Source organism: Saccharothrix sp. CB00851, from assembly GCF_001905065.1.
In the GTDB taxonomy this organism is placed as follows: Bacteria; Actinomycetota; Actinomycetes; order Mycobacteriales; family Pseudonocardiaceae; genus Actinosynnema.
In genome coordinates this window covers 410,525-434,858 of the sequence record NZ_LWLC01000001.1, presented here as the reverse complement: position 1 = coordinate 434,858, position 24,334 = coordinate 410,525, and the positions used below count along the sequence as shown (strand labels likewise).

Genomic DNA, 24,334 nt, shown 5'->3' with positions numbered 1-24,334 from the left:
GAGGCGAAGCGTGCACAAGCACTTCAACGCGTTGAAGACCGCGTTGCTGCTCGCTGCCATGAGCGGGCTGATCGTGGCGATCAGCTCGTTGTTCGGGCGCACCGCCCTGGTCGTCGGCCTGCTGCTGGCGCTGGCCGTGAACGCCTACGCGTACTTCAACTCCGACAAGCTCGCGCTGCGCGCCATGCGCGCCCGGCCGGTGTCCGAGGTCGAGCAGCCCGCCCTGTACCGGATCGTCCGCGAGCTGGCCAGGGCCGCGCGCCAACCCATGCCCCGCCTCTACCTCAGCCCGACCATCGCGCCGAACGCCTTCGCCACCGGCCGCAACCCGCGCAACGCCGCCGTGTGCTGCACGACCGGCATCCTCGAACTGCTCGACGAGCGCGAGCTGCGCGCCGTGCTCGGGCACGAGCTGTCGCACGTCTACAACCGCGACATCCTGATCTCGTGCGTGGCGGGTGCGCTGGCGGGCGCGGTCAGCACGCTGGCGAACCTGGCGATCTTCGCGGGCGTCTTCGGCGGCGACGGCGACGAGGACCGGCCCAACCCGTTCGCGATCCTGCTCATCGCCGTGCTCGCCCCGGTCGCGGCGGTCATCGTGCGGCTGGCCGTCAGCCGGTCCCGGGAGTACCAGGCCGACGAGTCGGGCGCCGAGCTGACCGGCGACCCGCTGGCGCTGGCCTCGGCGCTGCGCAAGATCGACGCCGGCACGCGGGCGGCACCCCTGGCACCCGAACCGGCCGTGGTCGCGCAGTCGCACCTGATGATCGCGAGCCCGTTCCGGGCGGGGGAGAACCTGGCCAGGCTGTTCTCCACCCACCCGCCGATCGCGGACCGGGTGCGCCGGCTGGAAGAGCTGGCCCGCCGGTCCTAGCGGGCTTCCAGTGCGACGTTCATCACATATTGGCCGTAGCCGGACTTCGCCAGCTTCTCGCCCAGCGAGTAGCACTGCTCGGCGCTGATGAACCCCATCCGGAGCGCGATCTCCTCCAGGCACGCGATGCGCACGCCCTGCCGGTGCTCCAGCACCTGCACGAACTGGCCCGCCTCCAACATCGAGTCGTGCGTGCCGGTGTCCAGCCACGCGAAACCGCGACCGAGGTCGACCAGCTGCGCCCGGCCTTCCCGCAGGTAGGCCAGGTTGACGTCGGTGATCTCCAGCTCGCCGCGCGGTGACGGCTTGAGCGCCTTGGAGATCGACACGACCTCGTTGTCGTAGAAGTACAGGCCGGTGATGGCCTTGTTCGACTTCGGCCGCGCGGGCTTCTCCTCGATCGAGATCAACCTGCCGGCCGCGTCGACCTCACCGACCCCGTACCGCTCCGGGTCCTTCACCGGGTAGCCGAACAGCACGCAGCCGTCCAGCGAGGTGGCGTTGTGCTGCAGGACCTTGGAGAAGCCTTGGCCGTAGAAGATGTTGTCGCCCAGGACCAGCGACACGTCGTCGTCGCCGATGAAGTCCGCGCCGATGATGAACGCCTCGGCCAACCCGTTCGGCTGGGCCTGCTCCGCGTACTCGATGGTCAGGCCGAACTGCGAGCCGTCACCGAGCAGGCGGCGGAACAGCGGCAGGTCCACCGGCGTCGAGATGAGCATGATCTCGCGCACACCCGCCAGCATCAGCACCGACAGCGGGTAGTACACCATCGGCTTGTCGTACACGGGCAGCAACTGCTTCGACACCGCCTGCGTGATGGGGTGCAGGCGCGTGCCGCTGCCACCGGCGAGGACGATGCCCTTCATCGGTAGTTGGTGAACTGGAGGGCGATCCCGAAGTCGGAGTTCTTCAGCAGGGCGATGACGTCCTGCAGGTGGTCCTTCTTCTTGCCCGAGATGCGCAGCTGGTCGCCCTGGATCTGCGCCTGCACGCCCTTGGGGCCCTCGTCGCGGACCTTCTTCGCGATCTCCTTGGCCTTCTCGCTCGAGATGCCCTGGACCACGTTGCCGGTCACCTTGAAGACCTTGCCCGACAGGGCGGGCTCGCCGATCTCGAAGGCCTTCATCGAGATGCCGCGCTTGATCAGCTTCTCCCGGAAGACCTCGATCGCGGCGTTGCAGCGCTCCTCGGTCTCGGACTGGAAGGTGATCGCCTCCTCGCCCGCCCACGACACCTGAGTGCCCGTGCCGCGGAAGTCGAACCGGGTGCTCAGCTCCTTGGCGGCCTGGTTGAGCGCGTTGTCGACCTCCTGGCGGTCGACCTTGCTCACCACGTCGAACGACGGGTCTGCCACGTGCCCGGTACCTCCGCGTAGGTGGATCTGGAACCGCCCGGGAGCCTACCGGGCAACCCGGTTGCGCATGCCCCCACGGGCTTATGTATTGTCTCCACCGCACCCGGCACCACCGGGTGCGGGGCGGGTTGCCCGAGCGGCCAATGGGAGCGGACTGTAAATCCGTCGCGAAAGCTACAGAGGTTCGAATCCTCTACCCGCCACAACAGCAGAAAGCCCCCGTGACCAGGAACAACAGGTCACGGGGGCTTTCTCGTGTCATACGGCTGTGTCCGGTCGGGACCGGCCCTCTACGGCCGGTTGGGTCCAGGGCGGGTCCAAGTTTTCAGCCGCCCAGCGCGGCCAGGACCCGCGCACGGGCCGTCAGCTCCCCACCGTCGATGCACTTCGCGTAGACGCGCATGAGCACGGCCACGCTGTGACCGGCCCACTCGGCGACGCGTGGCGCTTCCACGCCCGCGTTGAGCCACATCGACACGCAGGCGTGACGGAGGTCATACGGACGCTTGGCCAGGGGTGACCCGGCGACCTCGGCCGTGAAAGCCGCGGTGCGCGCCGCCTCCCACACCCGGCAGTAGGTCGAGCTGCCGATGCGCCCGCCGCGCTCGGCCACGAACAGCAGCCCACCCGATCCGGTGCCGAAAGCGGCAAGGTGCTCGTGCATCAGCAACGCCAGCTCGGGGGAGAGCGGCACCGTGCGGCCCTGCCCTTGCTCGCGGTGCTTCAACCCCCTTTCCTCGTTCGGCCGGCCGCTGTCGGTCCAGGCCGCGCTCATCTCCGGTGCCGCGCGGGTGAGGTGGATGCTGCCCCACTCGGACACCGTCCACCGTTGCCGCTTCCGGTCCCAGCTTCGCGGCGGTAGTTCGAGATCGGTGTCGCGCAGGCTCAACGCTTCCTCCGGGCGCAGAGCGGCGTGGTAGATCGCACCGAAGAACGCGACCAGCTTGCCACCCGTGCGTCCGACTCCCGCCACCTCGTGCAGCACCGTGCGGAACTGGACCGGGTTGGCCACCGATCGTCGGTCCACCTGGTGGACCACGCTTCGACGCCGCTTGCTGGTCACCTCCTTTGCCGGATTGGTCTCCAACAACTTCGTCTCCACCGCATAGTCCAGTGCGCTGCCCAGCGTGATTCGTCGCAACCGGATGGTGTTCGCGGCGGCACGCGAACCGTCCTGCTTCTTCTCGATCCTTGCCAACAGGCCACGGAACACCGCAGGGTCCGCCAAGTCGCCCACCGACACCGTGTGCCGGGAAAGCCACGCGAACAGCGCAGCTACTTCCTCCGATTTCTCCCCACTACGCCGACGGGTGTTGAACGCCACCCGTAGCGCGGCCCTGATGGCTGCTTCCGACGGCTCACCGCGTCCTGGCGACACCAGAGCCAACGTGATGGGCGTCAGGGTGTCCGCCACCGTCTTGCGCTGCCCTGGCGACGACTCGTCCCACATGCGGTCCACATAACCGCACGCGAAGTCGAACCACGATCGCCGCACAACCTCCGCCTTGCGCACCATCGTGACCGGAAGACCGGACTCGATATCGAAAGGGACGCCGTCGGTCGTTGCCGTGACCAGCTTGGACCTGAACGCATCAGCGAGCGCTTTGGTCGAGCACCGTTCGGTGAATCGGCGACCGTCCACCGTCCACCGCACCTTGTACGTGGTTTTGCGTTTACCCACGTACGGAGCGCCGATCTGCCCGATTCGCACCCGCGTGGACGTGTTCATCAGGCAGCCTCCGCAAGGGAGTCGTACCAGGCTTTGATGTCGGCCCGTTCCAATCGCAGTTTGCCGTTAGGTAGCTTGCGGACGATCGGGGCGCGTCCCTTTGCCCGCCAGTCGTTGAACGTGGACCGGGCGATGTTCAGTTCGGTGCAAAACTCTTCGACTGTCAGCCAAGTGCGTGCGCTCATGTGAAGCCCTTTCGCGCATCGGAGCAGAGGGACAGGCAGGGACAGGTGAGGGACCCCCTGTCCCTGCTGTTACCGCAGGTCAGACGGTGTGGAGGGACAGAGGGACAGGTGGGACAGCACTTGGCCTGTCCTCCTGTCCCACCCAGGTCACAGCAGCGGCGCGAAGTACCGGCCGGTGCCGTCGCGGGTAAGCTGCCCGGCTTCGTGCATCCGCTGGCACGTCTTGCGAGCATTCCCGGCGTCCAAGCCGGTCCCGGTGGCGATTTGTGCGGGTGTGCTGCCGCTGTTTTCGCGCAGGTAGAACAGGATGGTTCGGCGGGTGTCGCTTGCCGTGTGGTCGACGGCGGGACCTTCGAGCATGGTCCACGCGCCGTTGTCCGGGTTGAAACTCAGCGCGTGATCGGCCTCTTCCACATCGCGGCCGGTGATGTGCAGAACGCCGTCTGCGTTGTTGCGTCCGCGTTCGAGTACCAGCACGGCGTCGGCCGCACCGGCAATGCCGTTGGTGCCGGACACGGTGGCCAGGAAGTCCTCGTGTGTGGCCTTGCGGACGTGGTGGACAAGTACGACCGCCACGCCGAAGTGGTCCGCTATCCGCTTGGCGCGGCCAACTGCCAGGTAGTCCGCGTCGTACTGCTGGACACCGGCCGGAGCTGCGCCACGGACTTTGGCGAATACGTCGATCACCACCAGGCGCGCGGCCGGGTTGCCGCGCAGCCATCCGGCGATGGCCGTGTCTCCCCCTTGCGGGAGTGGCGGGCACTCGGTGGCCAGGGTCAGCAGGTGCGGCGCGGGCTGGTCGGCGAGCATCTTGCCCATGCGGGTCTTGAGCCGCCGGGCGGTGTCCTCCAACGCGAGGTAGAGCACGGGAGCGGCGGGGCCGGTGTCGACGGTGCCGAACGCGGGCTTGCCGGACGCGATGGACAGCCCCAGCCCGAGCGACATCCACGACTTGCCCACCTTGGGCGGCCCTGCCAGCAGCGTGACGCCTTCGCAGAGCACACCGGGCACGGCCCACTTGGGGTCGGGGAAGTCGGCGGCCATGAGCTTGTCGGCGGTCCAGGCGGTGGCGAACGGGTCGGCGTCGGACGGGGGCGTAGTGGTCACGGGGTGGCTCCCTGATGGCTGCGGGCGGTGCGATTCATGCGGCTACCTGCCGGGGGCGGGACGCGCCCTTGCGCAAGCCGCTGGTGATGGTCTGCTCCGCCGTGTGGCGGCTGTAGGCGTTGACGGCGACGTGTCCGGCGGCGGCGTGGCTGAGCACGTCGCGCACTTCGTCCTCGGTCAGAGCGCCACCAGCCACGAGCTGTCCGAGGGCGATGGCGGCGCTGTAGAGGGCGAAGTTGCGTTGACCGGACGGTGCGCCTTCCACGCGGGCGACCTCGGCCGCGATCGCGGCGCGTAGGTACCGGCCGCGTCGGTCACCGGCCGCGCCTCGCAGCGCCACGGGCGCGCTCGGCGCGGCGGGCAGCGGCGCGGGACGCAGCAACGTGGCCAACCATCCCGGCAAGGGCACCACTGCCGCGTCGTGCACCAGCTCGTAGCCGCGGCCGTCCACGACCGACCCGACCGCCACGACGTAGCCACCGGCCGCCCGGCTGTCGATGAGCGGCCCGGCCCTGCGGATCGTGTTGCGGTACTCCACATCGGTCGGGGCGGTGAAGTACAGGTGCCGGCCACCGGAGACGGTGGACACGACGCGGGTGTCGGTGGGCAGCTCCTCGCCCCTGTCGTCGGCGAGAAGGGCGAGCACTTCCAAGCCGTGCCGGAAGCCGTCCGGTTCGGGCTTGCCGGGCTTGGCGGTGTCCAGGTCCACCACGACGAGCCCGGCCCGACCGGTGGCCAACCCGATGTTGTAGGACCCGCTGCCCCAGCAGCGGCGGATTCGGTCAGGGTCGGTAGTGGCGCGCTGCTCCCAGTCGCGCACGGCGGGTGTCTTGCCGCCGGGAACGAGCGGGAACACGGGCCAACCGAGGGCGGCGGTTGCCAACGCGGAGGACAGCAAGCGGGCGCGTCGGGACACGTCTGTCTCCTTGGGATGGTGGGCCGGTGGTGTGGTCTGGTTTCAGCGCTTGCCCGCCCGGTGGGCGGCTTCGCAGGCTGGGCAGACGGTGTAGCCGCTGAGGCGGGGGAACAGGATCCGGTCCCCGCCCTCGTAGCGCTGGCCGCACAGGGTGGTGGTGACGCCGTTCCACCAGCTCTTCTTGCCCATGTGGACGAAGCGGTCGTTGTTGCCCATGACGAACCTTTCGTGACTTTGTGTGACGATGTGCGGGCATGACGGAGTGGCGCGACGGTGGTGGTGAGAGGGCCGCGCGGGCAGTTACGGGGCGAGTTAGGTCCGGCGGGGCGAGTTAGGTTTCTAACTCGCCCCGCCGTAGGAGGGAACGAGGGCGATGACCTGCGGCGAGTTAGGTGGTTAGCCGAGTTAGGTCGGCGCGGATCGACCCTGTTCGGGGCCGGCTTCCGGGCCGTTGGGTCGACTCGGCGGACCTAACTCGATCCGGTCGTGGGTCAGTCCTGCCCGTCCAGGTCACGGGTAGCCCGCTTGCTCAGAGCCTCACGCACCGTGACCGGGTCGACGGGGTAGCGGTTGCCGGTGGAGGGCACCTTGACGCCTTCGGCGGCCAGCAGTTCGCGGACCTGCTTGCCGGTGAGCTTGCGGTACGGGGTCCAGTCGGGGGCGAGCTTGGCCAGCAGCGCGGGCACGTCGGCGGCCGGGACGGTGTCGTGGCCCAACGCGTCGGCCAGGTCCTCCAACAGGTCCCGGCGCACCGGGGCGGCGGTCGGCGGGTTGCCGGTGACCACGGCCGGGTTGACCGCCCGCATGGCGCGTTCGATCACCTCGGTGGCGGCGTCCCACCCGGCGTCGTCGTCGACGGGGATGTAGAACCACTTCAGGATCTCGAACCGCTCATCGGTCGCGCCGGTGAGGATTGAAGTGCCCCGGTCCTTGCCCGGTCGCAGCTCGGTGGCCCGGATACCGGCCTGGAACGAGCCGTCACCGAGGAAACCGTCGTTGCTACGCCAGGACTTGACGTGGAAGCACGCGTTGATCTGGACCAGTTCCACGATCGCGGGCGGGATCGCGTCGGCACGGGAAGACTGGGTGTCGAACAACAGCACGATCCCGGTCTTGCGGGCGCGCTTGAGGATGCCCACGGCCAGCTCGGTGGCTTCCTCGCGGCGGTCACCGCCGAACAGTTCGTGGCACTCGCTGAACAGCGCGACCTTCGGGCGAAGCTCCGGGTGCTTCTCTGCCAGTCCGCGGCTGACCTTCTTCGCGCCCAGCTCGGCCAGCCGGTCCTCCCTGCGCTCCATCTCGTCGTACAGCTCTTGCAGGGTGTCCACGGCGGCGTCGATGGTCTCGGGCTTGACGCCCTTGTGGTAGCGGGCCAACCGCGGAGTGAAGGCGTCGAAGTCGCCGTTGCCCGCGAAGACGAACACCATCAGCTCCGCCAGCGGGTCCAGGGCCGCACCGAGCATGACCACGCGGGCGGCGTTGGACTTGCCCTGGCCCATCATGCCGCCGAAGAACAGGTTGACCGCCACCAGCGGCGGCGCGACCACGTCACCGCGCTGCGCCACCCCGAACGGCACGCCGTCGAACACGTCCACGGTGCCCTTGTCCATCAGCGGCCACGGTGGCGCGGGCCGGGTGGCCAACCCCGGATCGGCCACCCACAGCTCGACGTGGTCGCCCTTCTCCGACTCCGACGGCCACACCTCGGTGGGGTGGCGGAACAGGTTGCGGGCGAGGATGTCGCGCTTGTCGGCGATCATCTCCGGGGTCACGCCCATCGGCAGGGAGAACACCGCCTGGTAGCCGCGGTTGTTCACCCGCACCGGCGGGGTGGAGAACGTCACCGTCCACCCCGCCTTGATCTCGGCGCGCAGCTTGGGAATGGGCAGGTGTGCCAGCGCCTCGCCGATACCGGCGGGGGTGACGATGCGATGCGTCTCCTCCCTCTCTGTGCCGCTCATCGTCCACGCCGGGGCGTCGGCCACACCGGTGCCCGCCTTGTGGGCGGCCAGCAGCCACGCCACCGGCGCGCCGATCACGGCGGCCTGCACCGCGAGCATGACCAGCATGCCCAGCACCTCCCCGGTGCCGGCCACGAACGACCACCACTCGCCCCAGGTCCAGCCGCCGTCCCACAGGTGCACGCTCACCCCGACGACCAGCAGCACCGCCAGCAGCACGATCACGGCCAGCAGCACCGAGAGCACGAGCATCATCAGCGCCCGGGGCGCACCGGCGATCCGGTCGCGCCGGTCGGCCTTGGCTTGGCGCAACCGGTCCAGCCACTCCGCCACCCCGGCGGCGTCACCGGCGGCACGCGCGGCGAGCACCTGCTCCCGGTAGTGCGCGTAGGTCGCGGCACGCACCGCACGGGCGGCCCACTGCCCGTGACCGCGGTAGACGCGGTAGCCGGTGCGCAGTGCCAACCGCGCGCCCTCGGCCGCGATCTGCTTCGCGGTCGGCTTGGCCTTGTCGACCCCGTCGGCCGCACGGTCGCGCGCCAGCTCGGCCTCACGCGCGGGGGTGAGCACCTCACCGGACACGGCCGTGTCCGGCTCCACCGCACCCGCACCGGCGCCCTTTTCCTCGGCCGTGTCCAAGCGAGTGGCCTCGGCGTGGCGCACCGGCAGCTCCAACACCTTGGCGTGCTCCTGGCCCCCGTCGGCGGCGGCCGGGTAGTGGGCGGTGGTGCTCATCGGGGGTCCTCTCGCAGGGCGTCGCGCACGGCGCGGGCGTGGTCGGTGCCGCACTCCAGCGCGGCGCGCAGGGCCTTGGCCGACGGGTCGGCGGGCAGGTGGCCGGCGGCGACCAGGCGACGGGCGCGGGCGGTCAGAGCGGCGGTATGAGCGTCGGTTGCGGACGGGGTAACCCCGGCCGGTCGGAACGTGTTTGCGCTGTACTGCGGGCCAGTAACCCCTCCGGTAACTCCTGTCGGGGCGGCGGCCGGGGTGATCGCCGTGGTGTCGTCCGCGGTGGTGCCGGTGGTGTGGTCGAGGTGGGCGAAGCCGTCCCAGATGATTGGCAGGACGGTGACCGCGCCGACGGCGACCAGGGGGCCGATGGCGTGGGCCAGCAGCGTCATCGGCTTGAAGGTGTCGGCGACGATGGGCAGGTAGGGCCAGACGTTGAGCGTCAGCGTTACTCCGAGTGCGCCGAACTCGACCTTGGTCAGGTGCGGGTGGTGCAGGGCCTTGCCGCGGGTGGTCAGGAACGCCTTCGCGCCGACGACGACCAGCAGGATGGCGGAGATGACCGGTTCCACGGCCCACGCGCCCCACCACGCCGCGCCCCGCTCGGTCATGTCGAGGGTGAGGGTGTGGTGCACGCCGGTGGTGGACCACCCGAGTGCGCCGACCAGGGCGACCAGGGCGGTGACGGTGAGGACCAGGCGCACGCGGGCGGCCTGCCACGCCCGCGCCATCGGGTTCTGTCCGAGGGTGTGCAGGCGGGCGGCCTCGTGGCTGCGCTTGAGCGCGCGGCGCACCCGCTTGGTGTCCACCAGCAGGGGTGCGGTGTCGTCCTGCAAGGCCAGCAGGGCGTGTGCCTCGGCGACCTCGGCGCGCAGCCCGCGCACCCGCCGCGTGTCCCCGGCGGCGTGGTCCTGGCCCTCGTCGTCGGCGGCGTGTCCGCGCCGGTCGACGGGGCGGACGTGGTCGCCAGGCGCGGCCGGTGCGGGGACGGTGGGTGCGGCGGCGGCGACGTAGCGTTCCAGCTCGGCCACGGTGGCGGCGAACGGGTCGAACTCGTCGGGACCGGGCAGCGGGGTTGTGGTCGTGCTCATCGGGTCACCTCCAAGCGGCGGGCGGAACGAGAGGAGAGCAGTCCGGCGCGGTGGCCGGTGGGAGTGGCGGCGCGGCGGCGGGCCAGGACGACGACCAGCAGGGCGGGCAGGCCGTAGGCGACCAGCAGGACCGTGGGGTCCTCGGTCTGGGCGGTCACGGCCCACTGGGCCAGGCCGATCAGCCCGGCGACCATGAGCAGCTTCCACAGCACGACCACCGCGACCACGGCGAGCGCGATGAGCAACAGCAGTAAGGGCGTCGGGAGGCTCATGCGGCCACCTCGCACAGCAGTGGCATGGCGACGGTGACGGCGCTCTGCCCCAGGACCATGCACCTCAGGTCGAGGTCGTGCGGGATCACCGGGGCCTGGTCGAGCAGGGCCGCGCCGACGGCGGCGAGGAACACCCGGTTGGTGGCGTCGCTGCCCTTCTTGAACTTCGGCGCTTGGTAGAGCAGGTAGGCGGCCGACCACCACGCGGCCCACCGCGCCGACCGGTCCCCGCGGTATGCGGCGGCGAGCACGTGCATGGCCTCGTGGAACATCACGCGGCGGGCCTGGTCGTCGGCGGTGACGAGGTAGAGCAGGTCTCCGGTGGTCTCCACCTGCACCACGCCGCGCCGGTCGGCCAGCCGCCCGGCGAGCTGGGCGGCCACGTCGCGGGCGGCCTGCCCGCGTACCAGCGCGTTACCGCGCACCTGTCCCCAGGAGATCGGCAGGGTCACGATGTTGGGCAGCACCTCGGAGTCGGGGGCCTGCACCGCGAACCGGCGGCGCACCGCGCGCCCGTAGGCGGCCAGGGTCCGGGTGGCCGGGGTGTCCGTGCCGCCGGTCCACTGACCGGTGGCGGTGTTCCAGCGGGCACCGGCACGCGACCGGCCCACTTCACCGACGCGGTCGTAGTTCGGGCCGTCCTCGTCCAACGTCGCCGCGTAGCGCGACGCGATCGGGCGGCCGGTGTCGCCGTAGCGGGCGTCATCTGAGGCGGCGGCCACCGCGCGCCGCCACTGCACCACCGTGTCGTAGGCCAGCGTGAGCATCTGGATGCCGTGGCCGGTGCTGGGCAGCGCCAGCGCGGAGGCGATGGCGGGCAGCACCGCCCGCGCCGCGTGGGCCTGCTCGGCGGCGAAGGCGCGCACCCGGGTGTCGTCGGAGGTGCCGCGCAACGCCAGGTGCGGCGTGGGGAAGCAGTCCGCGGTGATCTCGGGAAGCTTCCGGTTCATCGGGCACCCCCGGCGGGGCGCAGCACGCGACCGGAGGCGGTCAGGTCCTGCCAGGTGCGGCCACGCTGCGAGGACGGGGCCGTCCCGTCGGCGCACGCGACCGGGGTCACCAGGCCGTAGGGGGCGGGCTGGTCGAAGGTGTCACCGGTGGCCGCGTCCACGAGGTCGCGCCGGTGGGTGTTGTTCGACATGCTTGGGGTTCCTGTCTCGTGGTGAAGCACGGGATGTGGGGACCGGACCGGCGGCGCGGTTCTTGGCGGGACTCAGGCCGCCGGTCCGGGCGAAGTCAGTGGACGGTGACGCCCTGCGCCATGAGCAGGTCCACGGCGTCGGTGAGCACCTGGTCGTGGTCGAACACCAGCGGCCCGAACACCAAGGACATGACCTCGGCCACCGGCCACCAGCGGGCCTGGCGGGCGTCGTCGCCACCCACGGCGGCGGGCATGTGGTCGAGCACCGCGGCGAACGCCACGGACACGACACGGCCACGCGGGTCGCGGTCGGGGGTGTCGTACACGCCGACCTGGTCGAGGTTCCACTCGTCGAACGCGACACCGGTTTCCTCGTGCAGCTCGCGCACGGCTGCGGTGGAGAAGGTCTCGTGCGGGTCGACATAGCCACCGGGCAGCGCCCACCGGCCCGCGAACGGGTCGTGACCCCGCTCGATCAGCAGCACCCGCCACTGACCGGCGTCGTCCTGGGCGAACAGCAGCACATCGGTGGTGATGGAAGCGTTGTTGTCCTTCACAGCAGCGATCTCCTCGGAAGTGTTGATACGCAAGGGAAAACAGGGACGAATGGTCAGACGGCGGCCGGTTCAGACGCGGTCAGGCGCAGCACGTCGGCCACCGCCACGTGCACCGGATCGGTGCTGGGAACCAGGGCCAGGCCCAACGCGGCGGCGGCCCGGCCCACCTGCTCACCGGTGACGTGGTCCCACACCTCCACCAGGGCCGTGCCCGCCGACGTGGACACCGGCCCCTCCGCCGACACCCGCACGTAGTCGCCCACCGGGTCGAACAGCAGGTGCGTCAGGCCCAGCGCCCGCGCCGCCCGCGCCACCTGCCCCGCCGACGACTCCCACGACAACGACCAGCCCATCTGCAAGCGGATGCCCTGATCGGAAGCCGGGTCACGGGCCACCCGCACGGCCACCGCGCACACACCCACCAACGCCTCGGCGTGCTCGGCCAACAACGCCGCGGCCACCGCCGCGCGGTACGCCATCGTCGCCATTACGCGGCCTGCTTCGCGGCACGACGCGCGGCGTTGCGGGCGGCGTTGCGACGCGCCTTGCGGCCCTTGGACTTGCTCTTGCCGAAGACCGGCGTCGGCAACGCCGTGGCGATCGACACCGGCCGCGCCGACTGCTCCACGTTCTCCAGCTCGGCGGCGGCCTGGTCCACGCCGACGCCGTACTTCGGGGTGATTCCCGCCAACGCACGGGCCAGGATGCGCCGGTTACGGCGCTCCCGCGCCGAACCATCCAACAGCCCCGACGTCGGCTCACCAAGAGCGATCTCCACCGACACCTGCGCGTCCAGCAGTGCCAGCGCCGCGGGGGTCAAACCGTCCGGGTAGTTGCTCGTCGTGTCCACTGAGAGTCCTTCACTGTAGAGACCCTCTTGCGCTCTGCAAGGGGGGGTTGCAGGAGCCACGTTAGACAGCCGGGCTTGCGTCCGTCAACCCCCTCTTGCGAAGATGATGCAAGCCCCCTTGCCCAGGAAGGTGGAGGCGTGGAAGAGCAGGTCAAACAGCTACGTGAGATCCAGGACCCCGTACGCCGCGCACAGCAGGCGAGCGACCTGGTCGGCCGGTTCCAAGCCGCAGTAACCGAGATCTCCAGACTTCGCAAAGAGGCTCTAGAGGAGATGTCCTTGCTCGGTATGTCACAGACCGAGATCGCCAAACACCTCGACATGACACGTTCGCGAGTGGGTCAACTATTGAAGACCGGCCCTAAGATCGAACGCGCATTCTTTGGCACGGGTTCAAAATTGATCGTAGCTGTAGGCGGGAAGCTTGAGGCCAAGAACAATAATCCCGGACCGGTCGTAGCGCAGGAAGACTTTCAAGCTTACGACGAATTTCGAAGCTTGGCCAGCGGGTTGGACTTCGAAACCGATTACGAAGTCGTACAACCCCCCGGCATGATTAACCTTAACCGGGATGACCTGGTAGTAATTTGCGGACCTCGACTATCGCCACTCATTGCTCAAGTTCTCGAATCTGATGTTAATATCGGGTTCGACCGCGACAGCAAGGGGTGGCACTTGCTGGACCGGGTACAGCAAAAAGTTTACCGCTCTCCAATGGATGACGGCACACCCGCCGACCACGCGTACGTCGGCAAATTGCCCAGGCTTGACGGTAAAGGCACTTTTCTCTACATCGCAGGAATTCATGCTGTAGGAGCTGCAGGCGTTGTGCACTTTCTTGACAACCACCTCGCTGAGCTTTACCGCGAAGTGAAAGATGGTCGATTCTCCACGGTAATCCAGTGCACGTTTGATGCGACCACCCGACGGGTATTGTCGTCTAAGCGTGTCGCTCCCATCTACAAGTAGGACGGCGGTTCCATGCGTGCAGAGCTGGACAGTCACCCAGGAAGCTTGGTAAAGCCAAATGAAGACTGGGCTGCGGCGACTAACAGGATTGCCGTCGTCCTAGACGGCCTGACCGCTCCCGGAGACCTAGGAACAGGATGTATGCACGGTGTGCCCTGGTTCGTAGAGAAAATGGGATCAGCACTCGTGGCCAATCTGGCAGACGACGCTTTGGATATGCGCTCCGCCTTGGCGGCGTCTATCGACGCGACAGCGAGAATTCACGCATCTACATGCGACTTGGGAAACCCGGGCACACCGTCGGCTACGGTTCTAGCACTGCGCGAAAGAGGCGAAGCCCTCGACTGGCTAGTCTTGGCAGACTCAACTTTGCTGCTTGACTGCACGGAAGGGCTCGAAGCAATCAGCGACGATCGTGTAGCCCAGGTTAATCAAGTACAGCATGAAGCCGCCATAAGTTCGGACACGGGCACTGACGAACACGAGAAAAATGTTAGCAAACTCGTGGAGGCGCAACGACTTATCCGAAATACGCCCGGCGGCTACTGGGTGGCAGGCACCAATCCGGAGGCTGCGACGGAAGCACTGAGTGGCTCCATCTCGAAGACGCTAGTGAAGCGGGCCGCGTTGCTATCGGATGGCGCGGCTAGACTGAAAGAGTTCGACGTGGCGAGTTGGGGAAGTATCATGGACACTCTGGAGATTTCCGGTCCAACAGGCCTGATTTCTGCCGTCCGCGATGCGGAAGACAGTGACCCGAAAGGGCGACGCTGGCCGCGATACAAGAAGAGTGACGATGCAACGGCGGTATATTTGACATTCAGCTAAATGCATACGGCCAGTGCTGGCCCGTGTGAAGTGGCAGCCTTTAATGTCAGGTCAGTTGTCTTCGCGCTGAGCGCGCTCGCGCAGACTTCGGCGCAACTTCTCCATGTCCCAGCGGGCATGGCCGCCCGCCGTCACGAACTCGGGTTCGACCAGGCCGGCACGCCACCAGCGCGCCAACGTCACGCGGTCGATGCCCAGTTCGGCAGCCGCGACGCCCGTCGGAACGAGCTTCGGACGAGGTGTCACAGGGTCACTCTGACGGACTAATCGCCTCGAAACACCCCAGGTGAAGCGCTTGTCACTGATCGACTCGTAAGACTCGCTAGACTCTGATGCATCGTTTGCATCAGTTGGGAGGCTTCGTGGGTTTTCGGATCACGCTGACCGAGGATCAGGTGTCCCAGATCTGGGCCTACCTCGCGCGCTGCGTCAACGAGGTCGAGAGCTACCTACGCGACGACGACATCACGGGCGCGAACGCGTTCATGGACCAGGTGTTGAACGAGGCGGGCAAGGGCTGCCATGACCTCGTCTTGGACACGATCTCCAGGCTCAGGGGGCAGGCAGACTGGCGAACGTTCATCCCTCACGAATAGTCGCCAATGCGGCCCCTGGACATCTGGGACAGGTCGGGTGCTGTCCCACCTGTCCCTCTGTCCCTCTAGGTCATCTGACCTGCGGTAACAGCAGGGACAGGGTGTCCCTCGCCTGTCCCTGCCTGTCCCTCTAGATCAACAATGGTGGGGACGGGTCGCTCTATAAAGATTTATAAAGTTTTAGTAAAGGTGCAGGTAGGGCACTGTTCCCTGTGTCCCAGGGTGTCCCCACGGGGGCGCGTGCCGCTCGCGCGGCGGCCACGCTGAGGGACACAAGCGGCTGGACCACTCTCATGTCCAGCGGGGTCGGGCGACGTCGTGCCGCACCGGTCCGCTGCCCAGGCCGTGGCACCGGCCCCCGACGTGGTCCTGTGGTGGCGTCCCGATGCGGCAGCGGGCCATACAGGGGGCGCTGAGAGGCCCGTAGAGCACCTGACGCGCTCTCCGGGTAGTCCGAAGTAGGCAAAGGAGGGCAAGGTGTACCGCCGGTGTCCGTCCGGACTCGACCCCCCGGACATGAGAGTGGTCCAGCCGCTTGTGCCTCTCGGTTCAGGGTAGGTCCACGTCTGGGTTCAGGGCCGTGTATGTGCTGGTCAGGACCGTTGTGGTGAACGGTCTGTAAATCCGTCGCGAAAGCTACAGAGGTTCGAATCCTCTACCCGCCACGCTCGTCGAGGACCTCTGCTTGCGGATAGCGCAAGCCGGGGTCCTCGCTCTTTTCTTCTGGGGGTGCGACCCCCGGACCCCGCGCGGCGGGCGCTGCCCCCGGACCCCCGTTCGTAGGTGGTCGGGTTTCGTCATGATGTCGCGTTCGCAGGTGGTCGGGTTGCGTCGTGATGTCCCCGTTCGCACGTGGCCGGTGAGTCGCGTTGCGGTGGTCGCCCGGGGACGTCGGTGGCGATGGTCGTGGCTGGCTGTTGTGGTCTTGACGTAGGTGAGGCCGGCGCGCAAGCGCTTCCTCTCGCTTGCGTGCCGGCCTCGTGTGCAGCATAACCCATATCGAACGCCTGTTCGAGGGTTAGGCGATGGCGGCGCGTCCCGCTTCCGTCAGCTCCGCGTCCGCGCGCTCCTCCAGGCCCACCGCCCGCCGTGCCCGCAGCAGCCCCGCGTGCACCAGGTCGTGCGTGACCATCTGGTCGCAGCACGGCAACCCGTCGACGTACAGGTCCGGCTCGCGTCCGCCCGTCAGCTGAGCCCGACCAGCGGCAACGGCGCGCAGCATGGCTTTCGCCCGCCCGGACAACTCCCTCGCGACGCTCATGGCGACCCCCTCGCCCCGTCCTTCCCGTACCTGCTTCCCTCACCTTGTAGGAGGTCTGGACCTGTACCTCGAGTACCCCGGCCGGACAAGTTCACTCGGGTGGACGAGGCACCTGCCACTGTGCCCCCTTGCGCCGTCCGAACGACGGCGCCACGCCGACCGGTTGCTCCGTTCAGCCCAACCGAACTACCTGTGACCGGTCGGCGCTCCGATCGACACGTTGTCGCCCGTTGGTCCGAGCGGGGCCGGTGGGGCGTCGAGACTGGAACACATGAGCGAAATCCTCATCGCCCTCGCGGCCCTCGCGACCGGTGTCGCCCTCGGGCTGGTGGTCCGGTACTCGGTGCGGCGTGACGACGCGCCACCGCTCGACGACGCGCGCGAGCTGCTCCACGCCGCCGACGACCTGGAGTACGGCCTGAACACCGTGCTCGACTTCGGCCCGCTGTCGCTGTCCGAGCTGGCCTCGGTGGACCTGCCCGCGAAGCTGGACCGGGTCGCCTCGACCGGTGAGCTGTCGCGGTCGACCCTGGCCGCGCTGAGGGCGTACACGGACAAGATCGCCCTGCACCCCTACCCCGAGCAGCGCGACCTGCTCACCGCGGTCCGGGAGGACGAGGCCGCGGTCTGGCTGGCGTTGCGCGACGCGATCGGCAGCGGCGCGGCGCAGCACGTCGCCGCGACGCAGGCCCGCCTCGTGCTGGACGAGATCCGCGCGGGCCTGCGGCACGAGCGCAAGGAGCTGGCGAGGGTCTAGTGCCGCGACCGGCGGCCTTCGCCCCGTATTCCGGTGGTCGGACGGGTGGATCGGGGTGCCGGTGCCGCGAGTCGCCCTGCCGAGCGCCGGAAGGTGCGGTGAAGGTTGCCGGTCGCGGCACTAGCGGGCGGGGCGGCGCTGCCAGGTCGTCCACAGCGGCCGGTAGCCGTGGGAGTACCAGAACGGCGCGGACAGCGGGTTGGGCAGGGCGTGGTGCAGCAGCGTCACGCCGACGCCCGCGTCGTCCAGCCGCTCGTGCACGTGATCGGTCAGCGCCGCGCCGACCCCGCAGCCACGCGCGTCCTCCCGCACGCCGAGCAGCCCGAGGTACGCCACCGGCCGCACGGACGTCCGCGCGGCGATCCAGTCCGAGTACCCCGGCAGGTCGTAGTACAGGAACCCCACGATCTCGCCGTCGCGTTCCGCCAACCACCCGCACGGCTCCGGCCGCTCCAGCAGCGACGTGATCAGCTCGCGCAGCCGCACGGCGCTGGACGGCCGGGCGCTGACCATGCCGAACCGGCTGTCGAACCGCACCGTCTCCAGGTTCAGCGCCACGGCGACGTCCAGGTGCTCCGGCGTCAACGGCCGGATCTTCACCGTCGAACGGCCGTCGTACCCGCGGCCGGGCAGCCGGGCGGCGGTCACCAGCAGCGGCGCGAAACCGTGCCGCGCCAGCACGTCCGCGGCCTCGACGGCCCGACTGGGCACGGTCACCAGCGCCGCCGTGTCGTGGTCGCCCCCACCGCTCAACGGCCACCGGCGCAGCAGGTCGTCCAGGTCCGCGCCGGGGTGCCAGTGCAGCGAGTGCGTGCGCAGCGCACCCCAGGAGGCGTTCAGGGCGTCTTCGGGCAGTTCGGAGAACGAGTACGGATCGTCCACGGGCGCGATCTCGGGCAGCAACGGGTCCACGACTGCCAGCTAACCCGTTCGGGACGTAGATTGCTCGCCGTGGAGCTGTACGTGGTCGACGCGTTCACCGACCGCGCGTTCGCGGGCAACCCGGCGGGCGTGGTGCTGCTGGACGGCCCGGTGGACGAGCGGTGGATGCAGGCCGTCGCCGCCGAGATGAAGCACGCCGAGACCGCGTTCGTGCGGGTCGACCACGACGACCCGCTGCCGCTGCGCTGGTTCACGCCGGTCGCCGAGGTCGACCTGTGCGGCCACGCCACCCTGGCCACCGCGCACGTGCTCGGCGGCAGCCGCAGCTTCGACACCCGCAGCGGCGTGCTCACCTGCACCGCCGACAACGGCTGGGTGGAGATGGACTTCCCGGCCGACCCGGCGGAGCCGATCGAGATGACCACGCCGCTGCGCGCCGGCCTGCCGGGCGTGACCGTGAAGGCCGTCGCCCAGGCCGTGTCGGACGTCCTGGTGGAAGCCGCCTCCGCCGACGAGGTCCGCGACCTGCGCCCGGACTTCGCCGCGCTCGCCGAGGTGCCCGGCCGCGGTGTGATCGTCACCGCGCTCGACGACCGGCCGGACCGCGACGTCGTGAGCCGGTGCTTCTACCCCTCCTACGGAGTCCCGGAGGATTCCGTAACCGGTTCCGCGCACTGCACGCTGGCGTCCTGGTGGTCGCCGCGGCTGGGTCGGGCGAACCTGCTGGCCGAGCAGGCGTCGGCCCGCGGTGGGCTGGTCCGGACCACTCTGGAGCAAGATCGCGTAAGGCTCGCCGGACAGGCCGTGACGGTGATCCAGGGCCGACTGATCGTGTGATCCGCTCGGTCACTTCTCGTGGCATTCCGCTACACGACCTGCCATTTCGTCCCCCGACCGGGGTACATTGGCAGCCTTGGAGGGGTCCTGGTCGGTCTTCGGGACCCCTCAGTCACGCCCGGAGCACGTAGGCCGCGACCCGGCCGACCGCGACGATGGCCGACGAGGAGGCTGGATGTCCGACCACGCGTCGGCCACGGCGCCCAGCGCGCCGACCCGGTCCACGAACCGCGCGTTCAGCGTGTTCGCGGCCCTGCTCCTCCTCGCGGGCGGGCTGTCCGCGTTCCTCGTGGGCCGCTGGCTGCCCGACACCGAACCGGACGCGAAGCTGTGGTGGACCGGCCCGCTGCTGGTGATCGGGTTCCTGCTCGCCGAGCAGTTGGCCATCAACGTCGACGTGCGCAGCGGAGTGGCCTGGACCATCTCGTTCACCGAGATCCCGCTCGTGCTCGGCCTGCTGGTCGCGCCGTTCGAGATCGTGCTCGCCGCGCACGTGGTCGCGGGCGTCGGCACGCTCCTCGGCCGCCGCGTGCTCGACCGCGCCGTCTACAACGCGGGCCTGATGTTCATGGAGATCTCGGTGGCCTTCGCGGTCGCCGAGCTGGTCAAGCGGTTCCTCGGCGCGCAGGGCCCGTTCTGGGCGGGCGCGTTCGTCGGCACGATCGCGGTGCCGCTGCTGGCCAGCGTGCTCGGCCTGACCGCGTTGCGGATCATGGGCAAGGGCATGCGGGTCGCGCCGAGCCTGCGCCTGGTGCTGCAGACGCTCGTGGTGGCCCTGCTGAACACCTCCGCGGGCCTGGCCGGCTACGAGATCGCCGACAAGGCGCCGTGGGGCGGCCTGCTGATCGGCTTGGTCTTCCTCGGCATCACCGCGATCTACCTGGCCTACTCGGGCCTGCTGCGCGAGCAGCGCGACCTGGAGGCGCTCAGCGAGGTCTCGCTGCGGGTGGCCCGTTCCGGCCGCAACGCCACCGGACCGCGCGGCGCGACGCCGGAAGAGGACGACGGCAGCGGCGAGAACGACGACTGGCAGCTCATCGCCGAACGCATCCGCGAGCAGCTCAACGCCAACCGGGTCGTGCTGCGGCTGCGCACCGACCCCCAGGCGCCGATGCGCACGCTGGTCGCGGGCGAGCCGCTGCCGCCGGGCATGCGCCGCGACGACCCGCGCGTGCTGCGCGAGGACGCCATGCTCCAGCTGCCCGGCGCCCAGGTGCGGTACTTCCGCATCGTGGACGCCGGTGAAGAGGTCTCCGAGGCCCTGGTCCGCCGGGACGCGCAGGAAGCGCTGGTCGTGCCGCTGCGCGGGGCCACCCAGCTGCTCGGCGCGGTCGAGGTGCACGACCGGCTCAGCCGGTGGCGCGGCTTCGGCAAGGCCGACATCCAGCTCCTGCGCACGCTGGCCAGCCACCTGTCCACCGCGGTGGACAACCGGCGGCTGCTCGCCCGGCTGCGCCACGACGCCTACCACGACCCGTTGACCGGCCTGCTCAACCGGCCCGGCTTCCTCGAGGCCGCGACCGAGCCGACGCGCGAGGCCAACACGTCGGTGGTGGTCCGCGTCGACCTCACCGTGTTGTCCACCGTGTCCGACGCGCTCGGCCAGGCGTGGGGCAACCGGATGGTGGTCGCCGCCGGCCGTCGGCTGCGCGACGAGCTGGGGCCCGAGGTGCCCCTGGCCAGGTTGGAGGGCGGCACGTTCGCCGCGCTGCTGCTGGACCGGCAGGCCGAGCAGATCCAGGAGATCGCCGAACGGCTGCGCGCCGCGTTGTCGGTGCCCTATCCGGTCGACCGGCTCACCGTCGAGGCGGGCGCGGTCGTCGGTTGGGCGACCACGGCGGACTGCGAGGTCGAGGAGCCGGACCCGGACGCGCTGCTGCAACGCGCCGACGTGGCGGTCCGGGCGACCAGCGACAACGAGCCGCTGCGCCAGTACGCGCCGAGCATGGGCCAGATCTTCCTGCGCCGCTTCCAGCTGGTCACCCAGTTCCGGTCGGCGCTGGAGAACGGCCAGATCTCCGTGCACTACCAGCCGAAGGTCGCGCTGCCGAGCCGTCAGGTGGTCGGCGCGGAGGCGTTGGTGCGCTGGAAGCACCCCGAGTTCGGCCGGGTCGACCCGGACGAGTTCGTGCCCGCCGTCGAGGCCACCGGGCTGGTGGACGTGCTCACCGACTTCGTCATGGACACCGCGCTGGCCCGCGTGCGGCTGTGGATCGACCGCGGGCTGCGGATGTCCATCGCGGTGAACCTGTCCGTGCGGACGTTGGCCGACGAGGAGTTCCCGGACCGCGTGGCGGCGGCGTTGAAGCGCCACGACGTGCCGCCGGAGCTGCTGACGTTCGAGCTGACCGAGTCCGGCGTGATGGCCGACCCGGAGCGGGCGCTACCCGTGCTGCGGCGGCTGCACCAGATGGGCGTCGTGCTGGCCGTGGACGACTTCGGCACCGGTTACTCGTCGCTGGCGTACCTGCGGCAGCTGCCGGTGGACGAGGTGAAGATCGACAAGAGCTTCGTGCTGGGCATGGGCACCGACCTGGGCGACATGGCGGTGGTCCGCTCGATCGTGGAGCTGGGCCACTCCCTGGGCCTCACGGTGGTCGCCGAGGGCGTCGAGGACGACGCCGCGCGCGACCAGCTCGTCGGCATGGGCTGCGACGTGGCGCAGGGCTACCTGATCTCCCGGCCGCTGTCCGAGGACCGCTTCGAGGCGTGGCTGCGGGCGCGGACCGTGCAGGTCAGGGGAGCCCGGGATGAGACGGTGCTCACCTTGGTCCACTGAGGGGGCACCCCGATTTCCATCCCGAGGCACGCTTGTTGTAGAGTTCTCTTGGCTCCGCAAGAGCAAGCCCCTTTAGCTCAGTCGGCAGAGCGTCTCCATGGTAAGGAGAAGGTCTACGGTTCGATTCCGTAAAGGGGCTCAACAACTGGCCGCGGTGCACGAGCATCGCGGCCGTGTTGTGTAAAGCGGTGTAGCTCAGTTGGTAGAGCAAGCGGCTCATAATCGCTGTGTCGCCGGTTCAAGTCCGGCCACCGCTACGCGAGTGGGCGAGGTGTGTCTGCGGAAAGCGCAGACCGGCTCGCTCCGCATCACATCGGGGGCGCGGCCCCCGAACCCCGCCCAGGGGGCGAGCCCCCTGGACCCCCACCCGGTGTCGCTGGTGGCGGGGGTGGGGTGCACGATCCCCGCCAGGCGGTAAGCCCGCACTGGTCGCCCGGTCGGGTCGGGGCACACGAGCTCTAGAAAGGCAAGGACCGTGGCTGCAACCGACGTACGCCCGAAGATCACCCTCGCGTGCGAGGAGTGCAAGCACCGGAACTACATCACCAGGAAGAACCGGCGCAACGACCCGGACCGCCTGGAGATCAAGAAGTTCTGCCCGAACTGCAAGACGCACCGCGCTCACAAGGAAACCCGCTGAGCCGGTAGCCAGAACTCACGACGAGGCCCGTCCCGGGATCCGGGGCGGGCCTCGTCGCGTGTCACGCACCCCCGTATAACCTCCTCGGGTGCCTCTCGACCAGTCGTTCGTCGGACGTTCCTACCCGCCGTCGCCGCCCTACGAGGTCGGCCGCGAGAAGATCCGCGAGTTCGCCGAGGCGGTCGGCGAGACGAGCCCGCTGCACCGCGACCCCGAAGCCGCCCGCGCGGCCGGGTACCGCGACGTCATCGCGCCGCCCACGTTCGCGATCATCGTGTCGCTGAAGGCGAACGACGTGCTGGTCGAGGACCCCGAGCTGGGCCTGGACTACAGCCGCGTGGTGCACGGCGACCAGTCGTTCGTCCACCACCGCCCGATCGTCGCGGGCGACCGGCTCACCGCCGTGCTGACCGTCGACGGCATCACCTCGCGGATGGGCAACGACATGCTGTCGATCAGGGCCGAGTTGAGCACCGAGGACGGCGAACCGGTCACGACCGGCCGCTGCACGCTCGTGGTGCGTGGGGAGGACGCGTGATCCGCGCTTCGGAGGTCGCCGTCGGCGACGAGCTGCCGCCGCTGTCGGTCCGCATCACCCGCGCCGACCTGGTCCGGTACGCGGGCGCGTCCGGCGACTTCAACCCGATCCACTGGAACGAGCGGTTCGCCCGCGAGGTCGGCCTGCCCGGCGTGATCGCGCACGGGATGCTCACCATGGGCCTGGCCGCCCGGATCGTCACCGAGTGGGCTGGCGACCCCGGCGCCGTGGTCCAGTACGGCGTGCGGTTCGGCAGGCCCGTGCCGGTGCCCGACGACGACAAGGGCGCGTTGGTCGAGGTCACCGCGAAGGTGACCAAGCTCTTGGACGACGGGACGGTCAAGGTCAACGTGACGGCCACGTTCGAGGGCAAGGGCGTGCTGGGCGGCGCGTCGGCCCTGATCCGCCTGCGTCCCTAGAGGGCCCTAGAAGCCGCACAGCGCGCTGGTGTGCGGGCCCTTGGCGGTGGCCGAACGCCGCTCGACGTCGGCCACCCGCACCTCACACGCCACCGCACCGCCGCCGGGCCCGATCGTGACGGTCAGCACGCCGTGCTCGGGCTCGCCGGTGGCCAGCAGCTCCAGCCGCCAGGGCAGGTCGGTCAGCTCCTCCCTGCGCGTCTGGTCGCCCTGGAAGGTCGAGTAGGTGACGGTGACCCGCGGTGCGGTGCCGGTGACCTCGTAGACGACCCGGACCGGCGGCTCCGGCGCCGTGGTCCACAGCACCAACGCGAGCGCGCCCACCACGAGCGCCGCCGAGGCTCCGATCACGAGCCACTTGCGGGCCGGCCGCTCGGGCAGGTCGGGCTCCGTCATGCGCTGCGCTCCTCGGGTGAAGATCGGCTGGTCTGAATGGACCATCGGCCTAGTTCTACCGTCGGTTACAGTGACCACCCAAAAGAGTTACCTAGGGTGAGGTCTCGGCGTCGAAGTCCGAGCACGCGGCGACCGCGTTGGGCCCGGACGCGGTCGCGGTCCGCTTCTCCACGCCGTCCACGGTGACCCGGCAGGTGACCGTTCCGCCGTCCGGGCCGGCCGTGACGTCGAGCGTCCCGCCGCGGAACGCGCCCATCACGGTGAACTCCTTGGTCCACGGCAGGGCGGCCACCTCCTCCTCGACACCGGCGGACGTGGAGTAGCGGACGGTCGCCGCCGCGTCGCCGGTCACCTCGTAGACCAGCACCAGGCCCTGGTCGGCCTGGAGGTCGTCGAGCGCGTTCTCGACTTCGGAGGCAGTCCGGTCGACCAGCAGCAACCACGCGACGAAGCCGACGACCGCGACGCACGCGGCCACCGTGACCAGCATCCCGAGCACGGCACCGGCGGTGCCCCGGGCGTCCCGCTTCGGGTCCGGCATGGCTCCTCCACTCCGTCAGCGTGGTACACATCACAGTTACCCGCTGTGAGAAGCCTGAGTCCCGAGACGACGAAAGGCACCCCCGATCGGAGGTGCCTTTCGTGACGGAGCGTCGAAACTGT

The 24,334-nt window shown here is 69.5% G+C and carries 30 protein-coding genes and 3 tRNA genes; 13 read left to right on the top strand and 20 right to left on the bottom strand.

All coding sequences use genetic code 11. From position 1 onward, the window contains the following. Positions 1–10: 10 nt before the first annotated feature. Complete coding sequence (htpX, locus tag A6A25_RS02080) at positions 11–874, top strand: zinc metalloprotease HtpX (RefSeq protein WP_073885973.1); 864 nt, start codon at positions 11–13, stop codon at positions 872–874. Here the strand turns inward: htpX and rfbA are convergent. Together rfbA and A6A25_RS02070 are read right to left on the bottom strand one after the other, a co-directional pair. After that, a complete protein-coding gene (gene rfbA, locus A6A25_RS02075) occupies positions 871–1,743 on the bottom strand; it encodes a glucose-1-phosphate thymidylyltransferase RfbA (protein WP_073885972.1) in 873 nt (290 codons plus the stop codon). The genes htpX and rfbA overlap by 4 nt on opposite strands. Beyond that, positions 1,740–2,231: a YajQ family cyclic di-GMP-binding protein gene (locus A6A25_RS02070; RefSeq protein WP_073885971.1), complete on the bottom strand. Its 492-nt coding sequence runs from the start codon at positions 2,229–2,231 to the stop codon at positions 1,740–1,742. The genes rfbA and A6A25_RS02070 overlap by 4 nt, the downstream gene beginning before the upstream one ends. 122 nt (positions 2,232–2,353) lie before the next feature. Here A6A25_RS02070 and A6A25_RS02065 point away from each other — a divergent pair. Continuing rightward, positions 2,354–2,434, top strand: a tRNA-Tyr gene (locus A6A25_RS02065). A gap of 122 nt (positions 2,435–2,556) precedes the next feature. On the opposite strand, the gene A6A25_RS02060 is transcribed toward A6A25_RS02065, so the two are convergent. From A6A25_RS02060 to A6A25_RS02005, 13 genes are all read right to left on the bottom strand, one after another. Continuing rightward, positions 2,557–3,726, bottom strand: a complete 1,170-nt coding sequence (locus tag A6A25_RS02060; protein ID WP_241828458.1) for a tyrosine-type recombinase/integrase — start codon at positions 3,724–3,726, stop codon at positions 2,557–2,559. Between the two features lie 233 nt (positions 3,727–3,959). Continuing rightward, complete coding sequence (locus A6A25_RS02055) at positions 3,960–4,145, bottom strand: helix-turn-helix transcriptional regulator (RefSeq protein WP_073885969.1); 186 nt, start codon at positions 4,143–4,145, stop codon at positions 3,960–3,962. A 147-nt stretch (positions 4,146–4,292) separates the two neighbouring features. After that, a complete protein-coding gene (locus A6A25_RS02050) occupies positions 4,293–5,252 on the bottom strand; it encodes an AAA family ATPase (RefSeq protein WP_198932551.1) in 960 nt (319 codons plus the stop codon). Positions 5,253–5,286: 34 nt separating this feature from the next. Continuing rightward, the gene (locus tag A6A25_RS02045; protein ID WP_073885968.1) at positions 5,287–6,168 is read right to left on the bottom strand and encodes a bifunctional DNA primase/polymerase; all 882 of its coding nucleotides are present in this window, start codon (positions 6,166–6,168) and stop codon (positions 5,287–5,289) included. Positions 6,169–6,210: 42 nt separating this feature from the next. After that, a complete protein-coding gene (locus tag A6A25_RS43800) occupies positions 6,211–6,384 on the bottom strand; it encodes a hypothetical protein (RefSeq protein ID WP_158073672.1) in 174 nt (57 codons plus the stop codon). Positions 6,385–6,659: 275 nt separating this feature from the next. Beyond that, positions 6,660–8,864, bottom strand: coding sequence for an FtsK/SpoIIIE domain-containing protein (locus A6A25_RS02040; RefSeq protein WP_073885967.1), 2,205 nt, complete (start codon positions 8,862–8,864; stop codon positions 6,660–6,662). Further along, on the bottom strand, positions 8,861–9,949 hold the full coding sequence (locus tag A6A25_RS02035) for a hypothetical protein (RefSeq protein WP_073885966.1): 1,089 nt from the start codon (positions 9,947–9,949) through the stop codon (positions 8,861–8,863). The genes A6A25_RS02040 and A6A25_RS02035 overlap by 4 nt, the downstream gene beginning before the upstream one ends. Continuing rightward, positions 9,946–10,221, bottom strand: a complete 276-nt coding sequence (locus A6A25_RS02030) for a hypothetical protein (protein ID WP_073885965.1) — start codon at positions 10,219–10,221, stop codon at positions 9,946–9,948. Before A6A25_RS02030 ends, A6A25_RS02035 begins: the two co-directional genes overlap by 4 nt. Further along, positions 10,218–11,171 (bottom strand): hypothetical protein, encoded by a 954-nt coding sequence (locus tag A6A25_RS02025; protein ID WP_073885964.1) that lies wholly within the window; start codon positions 11,169–11,171, stop codon positions 10,218–10,220. Before A6A25_RS02025 ends, A6A25_RS02030 begins: the two co-directional genes overlap by 4 nt. Further along, positions 11,168–11,362 (bottom strand): hypothetical protein, encoded by a 195-nt coding sequence (locus A6A25_RS02020; protein ID WP_073885963.1) that lies wholly within the window; start codon positions 11,360–11,362, stop codon positions 11,168–11,170. Before A6A25_RS02020 ends, A6A25_RS02025 begins: the two co-directional genes overlap by 4 nt. Before the next feature lie 95 nt (positions 11,363–11,457). Beyond that, positions 11,458–11,919: an NUDIX domain-containing protein gene (locus A6A25_RS02015; protein WP_073885962.1), complete on the bottom strand. Its 462-nt coding sequence runs from the start codon at positions 11,917–11,919 to the stop codon at positions 11,458–11,460. Between the two features lie 53 nt (positions 11,920–11,972). Then, positions 11,973–12,407, bottom strand: a complete 435-nt coding sequence (locus A6A25_RS02010) for a hypothetical protein (RefSeq protein WP_073885961.1) — start codon at positions 12,405–12,407, stop codon at positions 11,973–11,975. Continuing rightward, positions 12,407–12,769, bottom strand: a complete 363-nt coding sequence (locus tag A6A25_RS02005; RefSeq protein WP_073885960.1) for a hypothetical protein — start codon at positions 12,767–12,769, stop codon at positions 12,407–12,409. Before A6A25_RS02005 ends, A6A25_RS02010 begins: the two co-directional genes overlap by 1 nt. 138 nt (positions 12,770–12,907) lie before the next feature. Here A6A25_RS02005 and A6A25_RS02000 point away from each other — a divergent pair, with 138 nt between their 5' ends. Both A6A25_RS02000 and A6A25_RS01995 read left to right on the top strand, forming a co-directional pair. Continuing rightward, the gene (locus A6A25_RS02000; RefSeq protein ID WP_073885959.1) at positions 12,908–13,738 is read left to right on the top strand and encodes a sigma-70 family RNA polymerase sigma factor; all 831 of its coding nucleotides are present in this window, start codon (positions 12,908–12,910) and stop codon (positions 13,736–13,738) included. A gap of 186 nt (positions 13,739–13,924) precedes the next feature. Beyond that, the gene (locus tag A6A25_RS01995; protein WP_198932550.1) at positions 13,925–14,566 is read left to right on the top strand and encodes a hypothetical protein; all 642 of its coding nucleotides are present in this window, start codon (positions 13,925–13,927) and stop codon (positions 14,564–14,566) included. A 51-nt stretch (positions 14,567–14,617) separates the two neighbouring features. Here the strand turns inward: A6A25_RS01995 and A6A25_RS01990 are convergent, their stop codons facing one another. Continuing rightward, positions 14,618–14,812 (bottom strand): hypothetical protein, encoded by a 195-nt coding sequence (locus tag A6A25_RS01990; protein ID WP_073885957.1) that lies wholly within the window; start codon positions 14,810–14,812, stop codon positions 14,618–14,620. Positions 14,813–14,928: 116 nt separating this feature from the next. Here A6A25_RS01990 and A6A25_RS01985 point away from each other — a divergent pair, with 116 nt between their 5' ends. Next, the gene (locus tag A6A25_RS01985; RefSeq protein WP_143192914.1) at positions 14,929–15,162 is read left to right on the top strand and encodes a hypothetical protein; all 234 of its coding nucleotides are present in this window, start codon (positions 14,929–14,931) and stop codon (positions 15,160–15,162) included. A 1,018-nt stretch (positions 15,163–16,180) separates the two neighbouring features. Here A6A25_RS01985 and A6A25_RS01980 read toward each other — a convergent pair. Beyond that, the gene (locus A6A25_RS01980; protein ID WP_073885955.1) at positions 16,181–16,423 is read right to left on the bottom strand and encodes a hypothetical protein; all 243 of its coding nucleotides are present in this window, start codon (positions 16,421–16,423) and stop codon (positions 16,181–16,183) included. Between the two features lie 271 nt (positions 16,424–16,694). Here A6A25_RS01980 and A6A25_RS01975 point away from each other — a divergent pair, with 271 nt between their 5' ends. Next, complete coding sequence (locus A6A25_RS01975) at positions 16,695–17,180, top strand: hypothetical protein (protein ID WP_073885954.1); 486 nt, start codon at positions 16,695–16,697, stop codon at positions 17,178–17,180. Positions 17,181–17,300: 120 nt separating this feature from the next. Here A6A25_RS01975 and A6A25_RS01970 read toward each other — a convergent pair whose 3' ends face one another. Further along, entirely contained in the window at positions 17,301–18,092 is a 792-nt protein-coding gene (locus A6A25_RS01970) for a GNAT family N-acetyltransferase (RefSeq protein ID WP_083667813.1), read from the bottom strand. A 39-nt stretch (positions 18,093–18,131) separates the two neighbouring features. On the opposite strand from A6A25_RS01970, the gene A6A25_RS01965 reads away from it, so the two are divergent. The 7 genes from A6A25_RS01965 to A6A25_RS01935 all read left to right on the top strand — a co-directional run bounded on the left by A6A25_RS01965 (position 18,132) and on the right by A6A25_RS01935 (position 23,275). Further along, positions 18,132–18,899 (top strand): PhzF family phenazine biosynthesis protein, encoded by a 768-nt coding sequence (locus A6A25_RS01965; RefSeq protein ID WP_073886361.1) that lies wholly within the window; start codon positions 18,132–18,134, stop codon positions 18,897–18,899. 175 nt (positions 18,900–19,074) lie between these two features. Then, positions 19,075–21,678 (top strand): putative bifunctional diguanylate cyclase/phosphodiesterase, encoded by a 2,604-nt coding sequence (locus tag A6A25_RS01960; protein ID WP_073885952.1) that lies wholly within the window; start codon positions 19,075–19,077, stop codon positions 21,676–21,678. A gap of 66 nt (positions 21,679–21,744) precedes the next feature. Then, positions 21,745–21,817 (top strand) — tRNA-Thr (locus A6A25_RS01955). A 45-nt stretch (positions 21,818–21,862) separates the two neighbouring features. Next, positions 21,863–21,935: transfer RNA gene (locus A6A25_RS01950), tRNA-Met, on the top strand. A gap of 218 nt (positions 21,936–22,153) precedes the next feature. Continuing rightward, positions 22,154–22,318 carry a 50S ribosomal protein L33 gene (rpmG, locus tag A6A25_RS01945; RefSeq protein ID WP_015105301.1) on the top strand — a complete coding sequence of 55 codons (165 nt, stop codon included), beginning with the start codon at positions 22,154–22,156 and terminating at the stop codon, positions 22,316–22,318. Positions 22,319–22,406: 88 nt separating this feature from the next. Continuing rightward, a complete protein-coding gene (locus A6A25_RS01940) occupies positions 22,407–22,856 on the top strand; it encodes a MaoC family dehydratase N-terminal domain-containing protein (protein ID WP_073885951.1) in 450 nt (149 codons plus the stop codon). Beyond that, complete coding sequence (locus A6A25_RS01935) at positions 22,853–23,275, top strand: MaoC family dehydratase (RefSeq protein WP_073885950.1); 423 nt, start codon at positions 22,853–22,855, stop codon at positions 23,273–23,275. The genes A6A25_RS01940 and A6A25_RS01935 overlap by 4 nt, the downstream gene beginning before the upstream one ends. Before the next feature lie 6 nt (positions 23,276–23,281). Here the strand turns inward: A6A25_RS01935 and A6A25_RS01930 are convergent, their stop codons facing one another. Then, positions 23,282–23,671: a hypothetical protein gene (locus tag A6A25_RS01930; protein WP_073885949.1), complete on the bottom strand. Its 390-nt coding sequence runs from the start codon at positions 23,669–23,671 to the stop codon at positions 23,282–23,284. A 91-nt stretch (positions 23,672–23,762) separates the two neighbouring features. Beyond that, positions 23,763–24,212, bottom strand: coding sequence for an MmpS family transport accessory protein (locus tag A6A25_RS01925; protein ID WP_073885948.1), 450 nt, complete (start codon positions 24,210–24,212; stop codon positions 23,763–23,765). Positions 24,213–24,334: the final 122 nt, after the last annotated feature.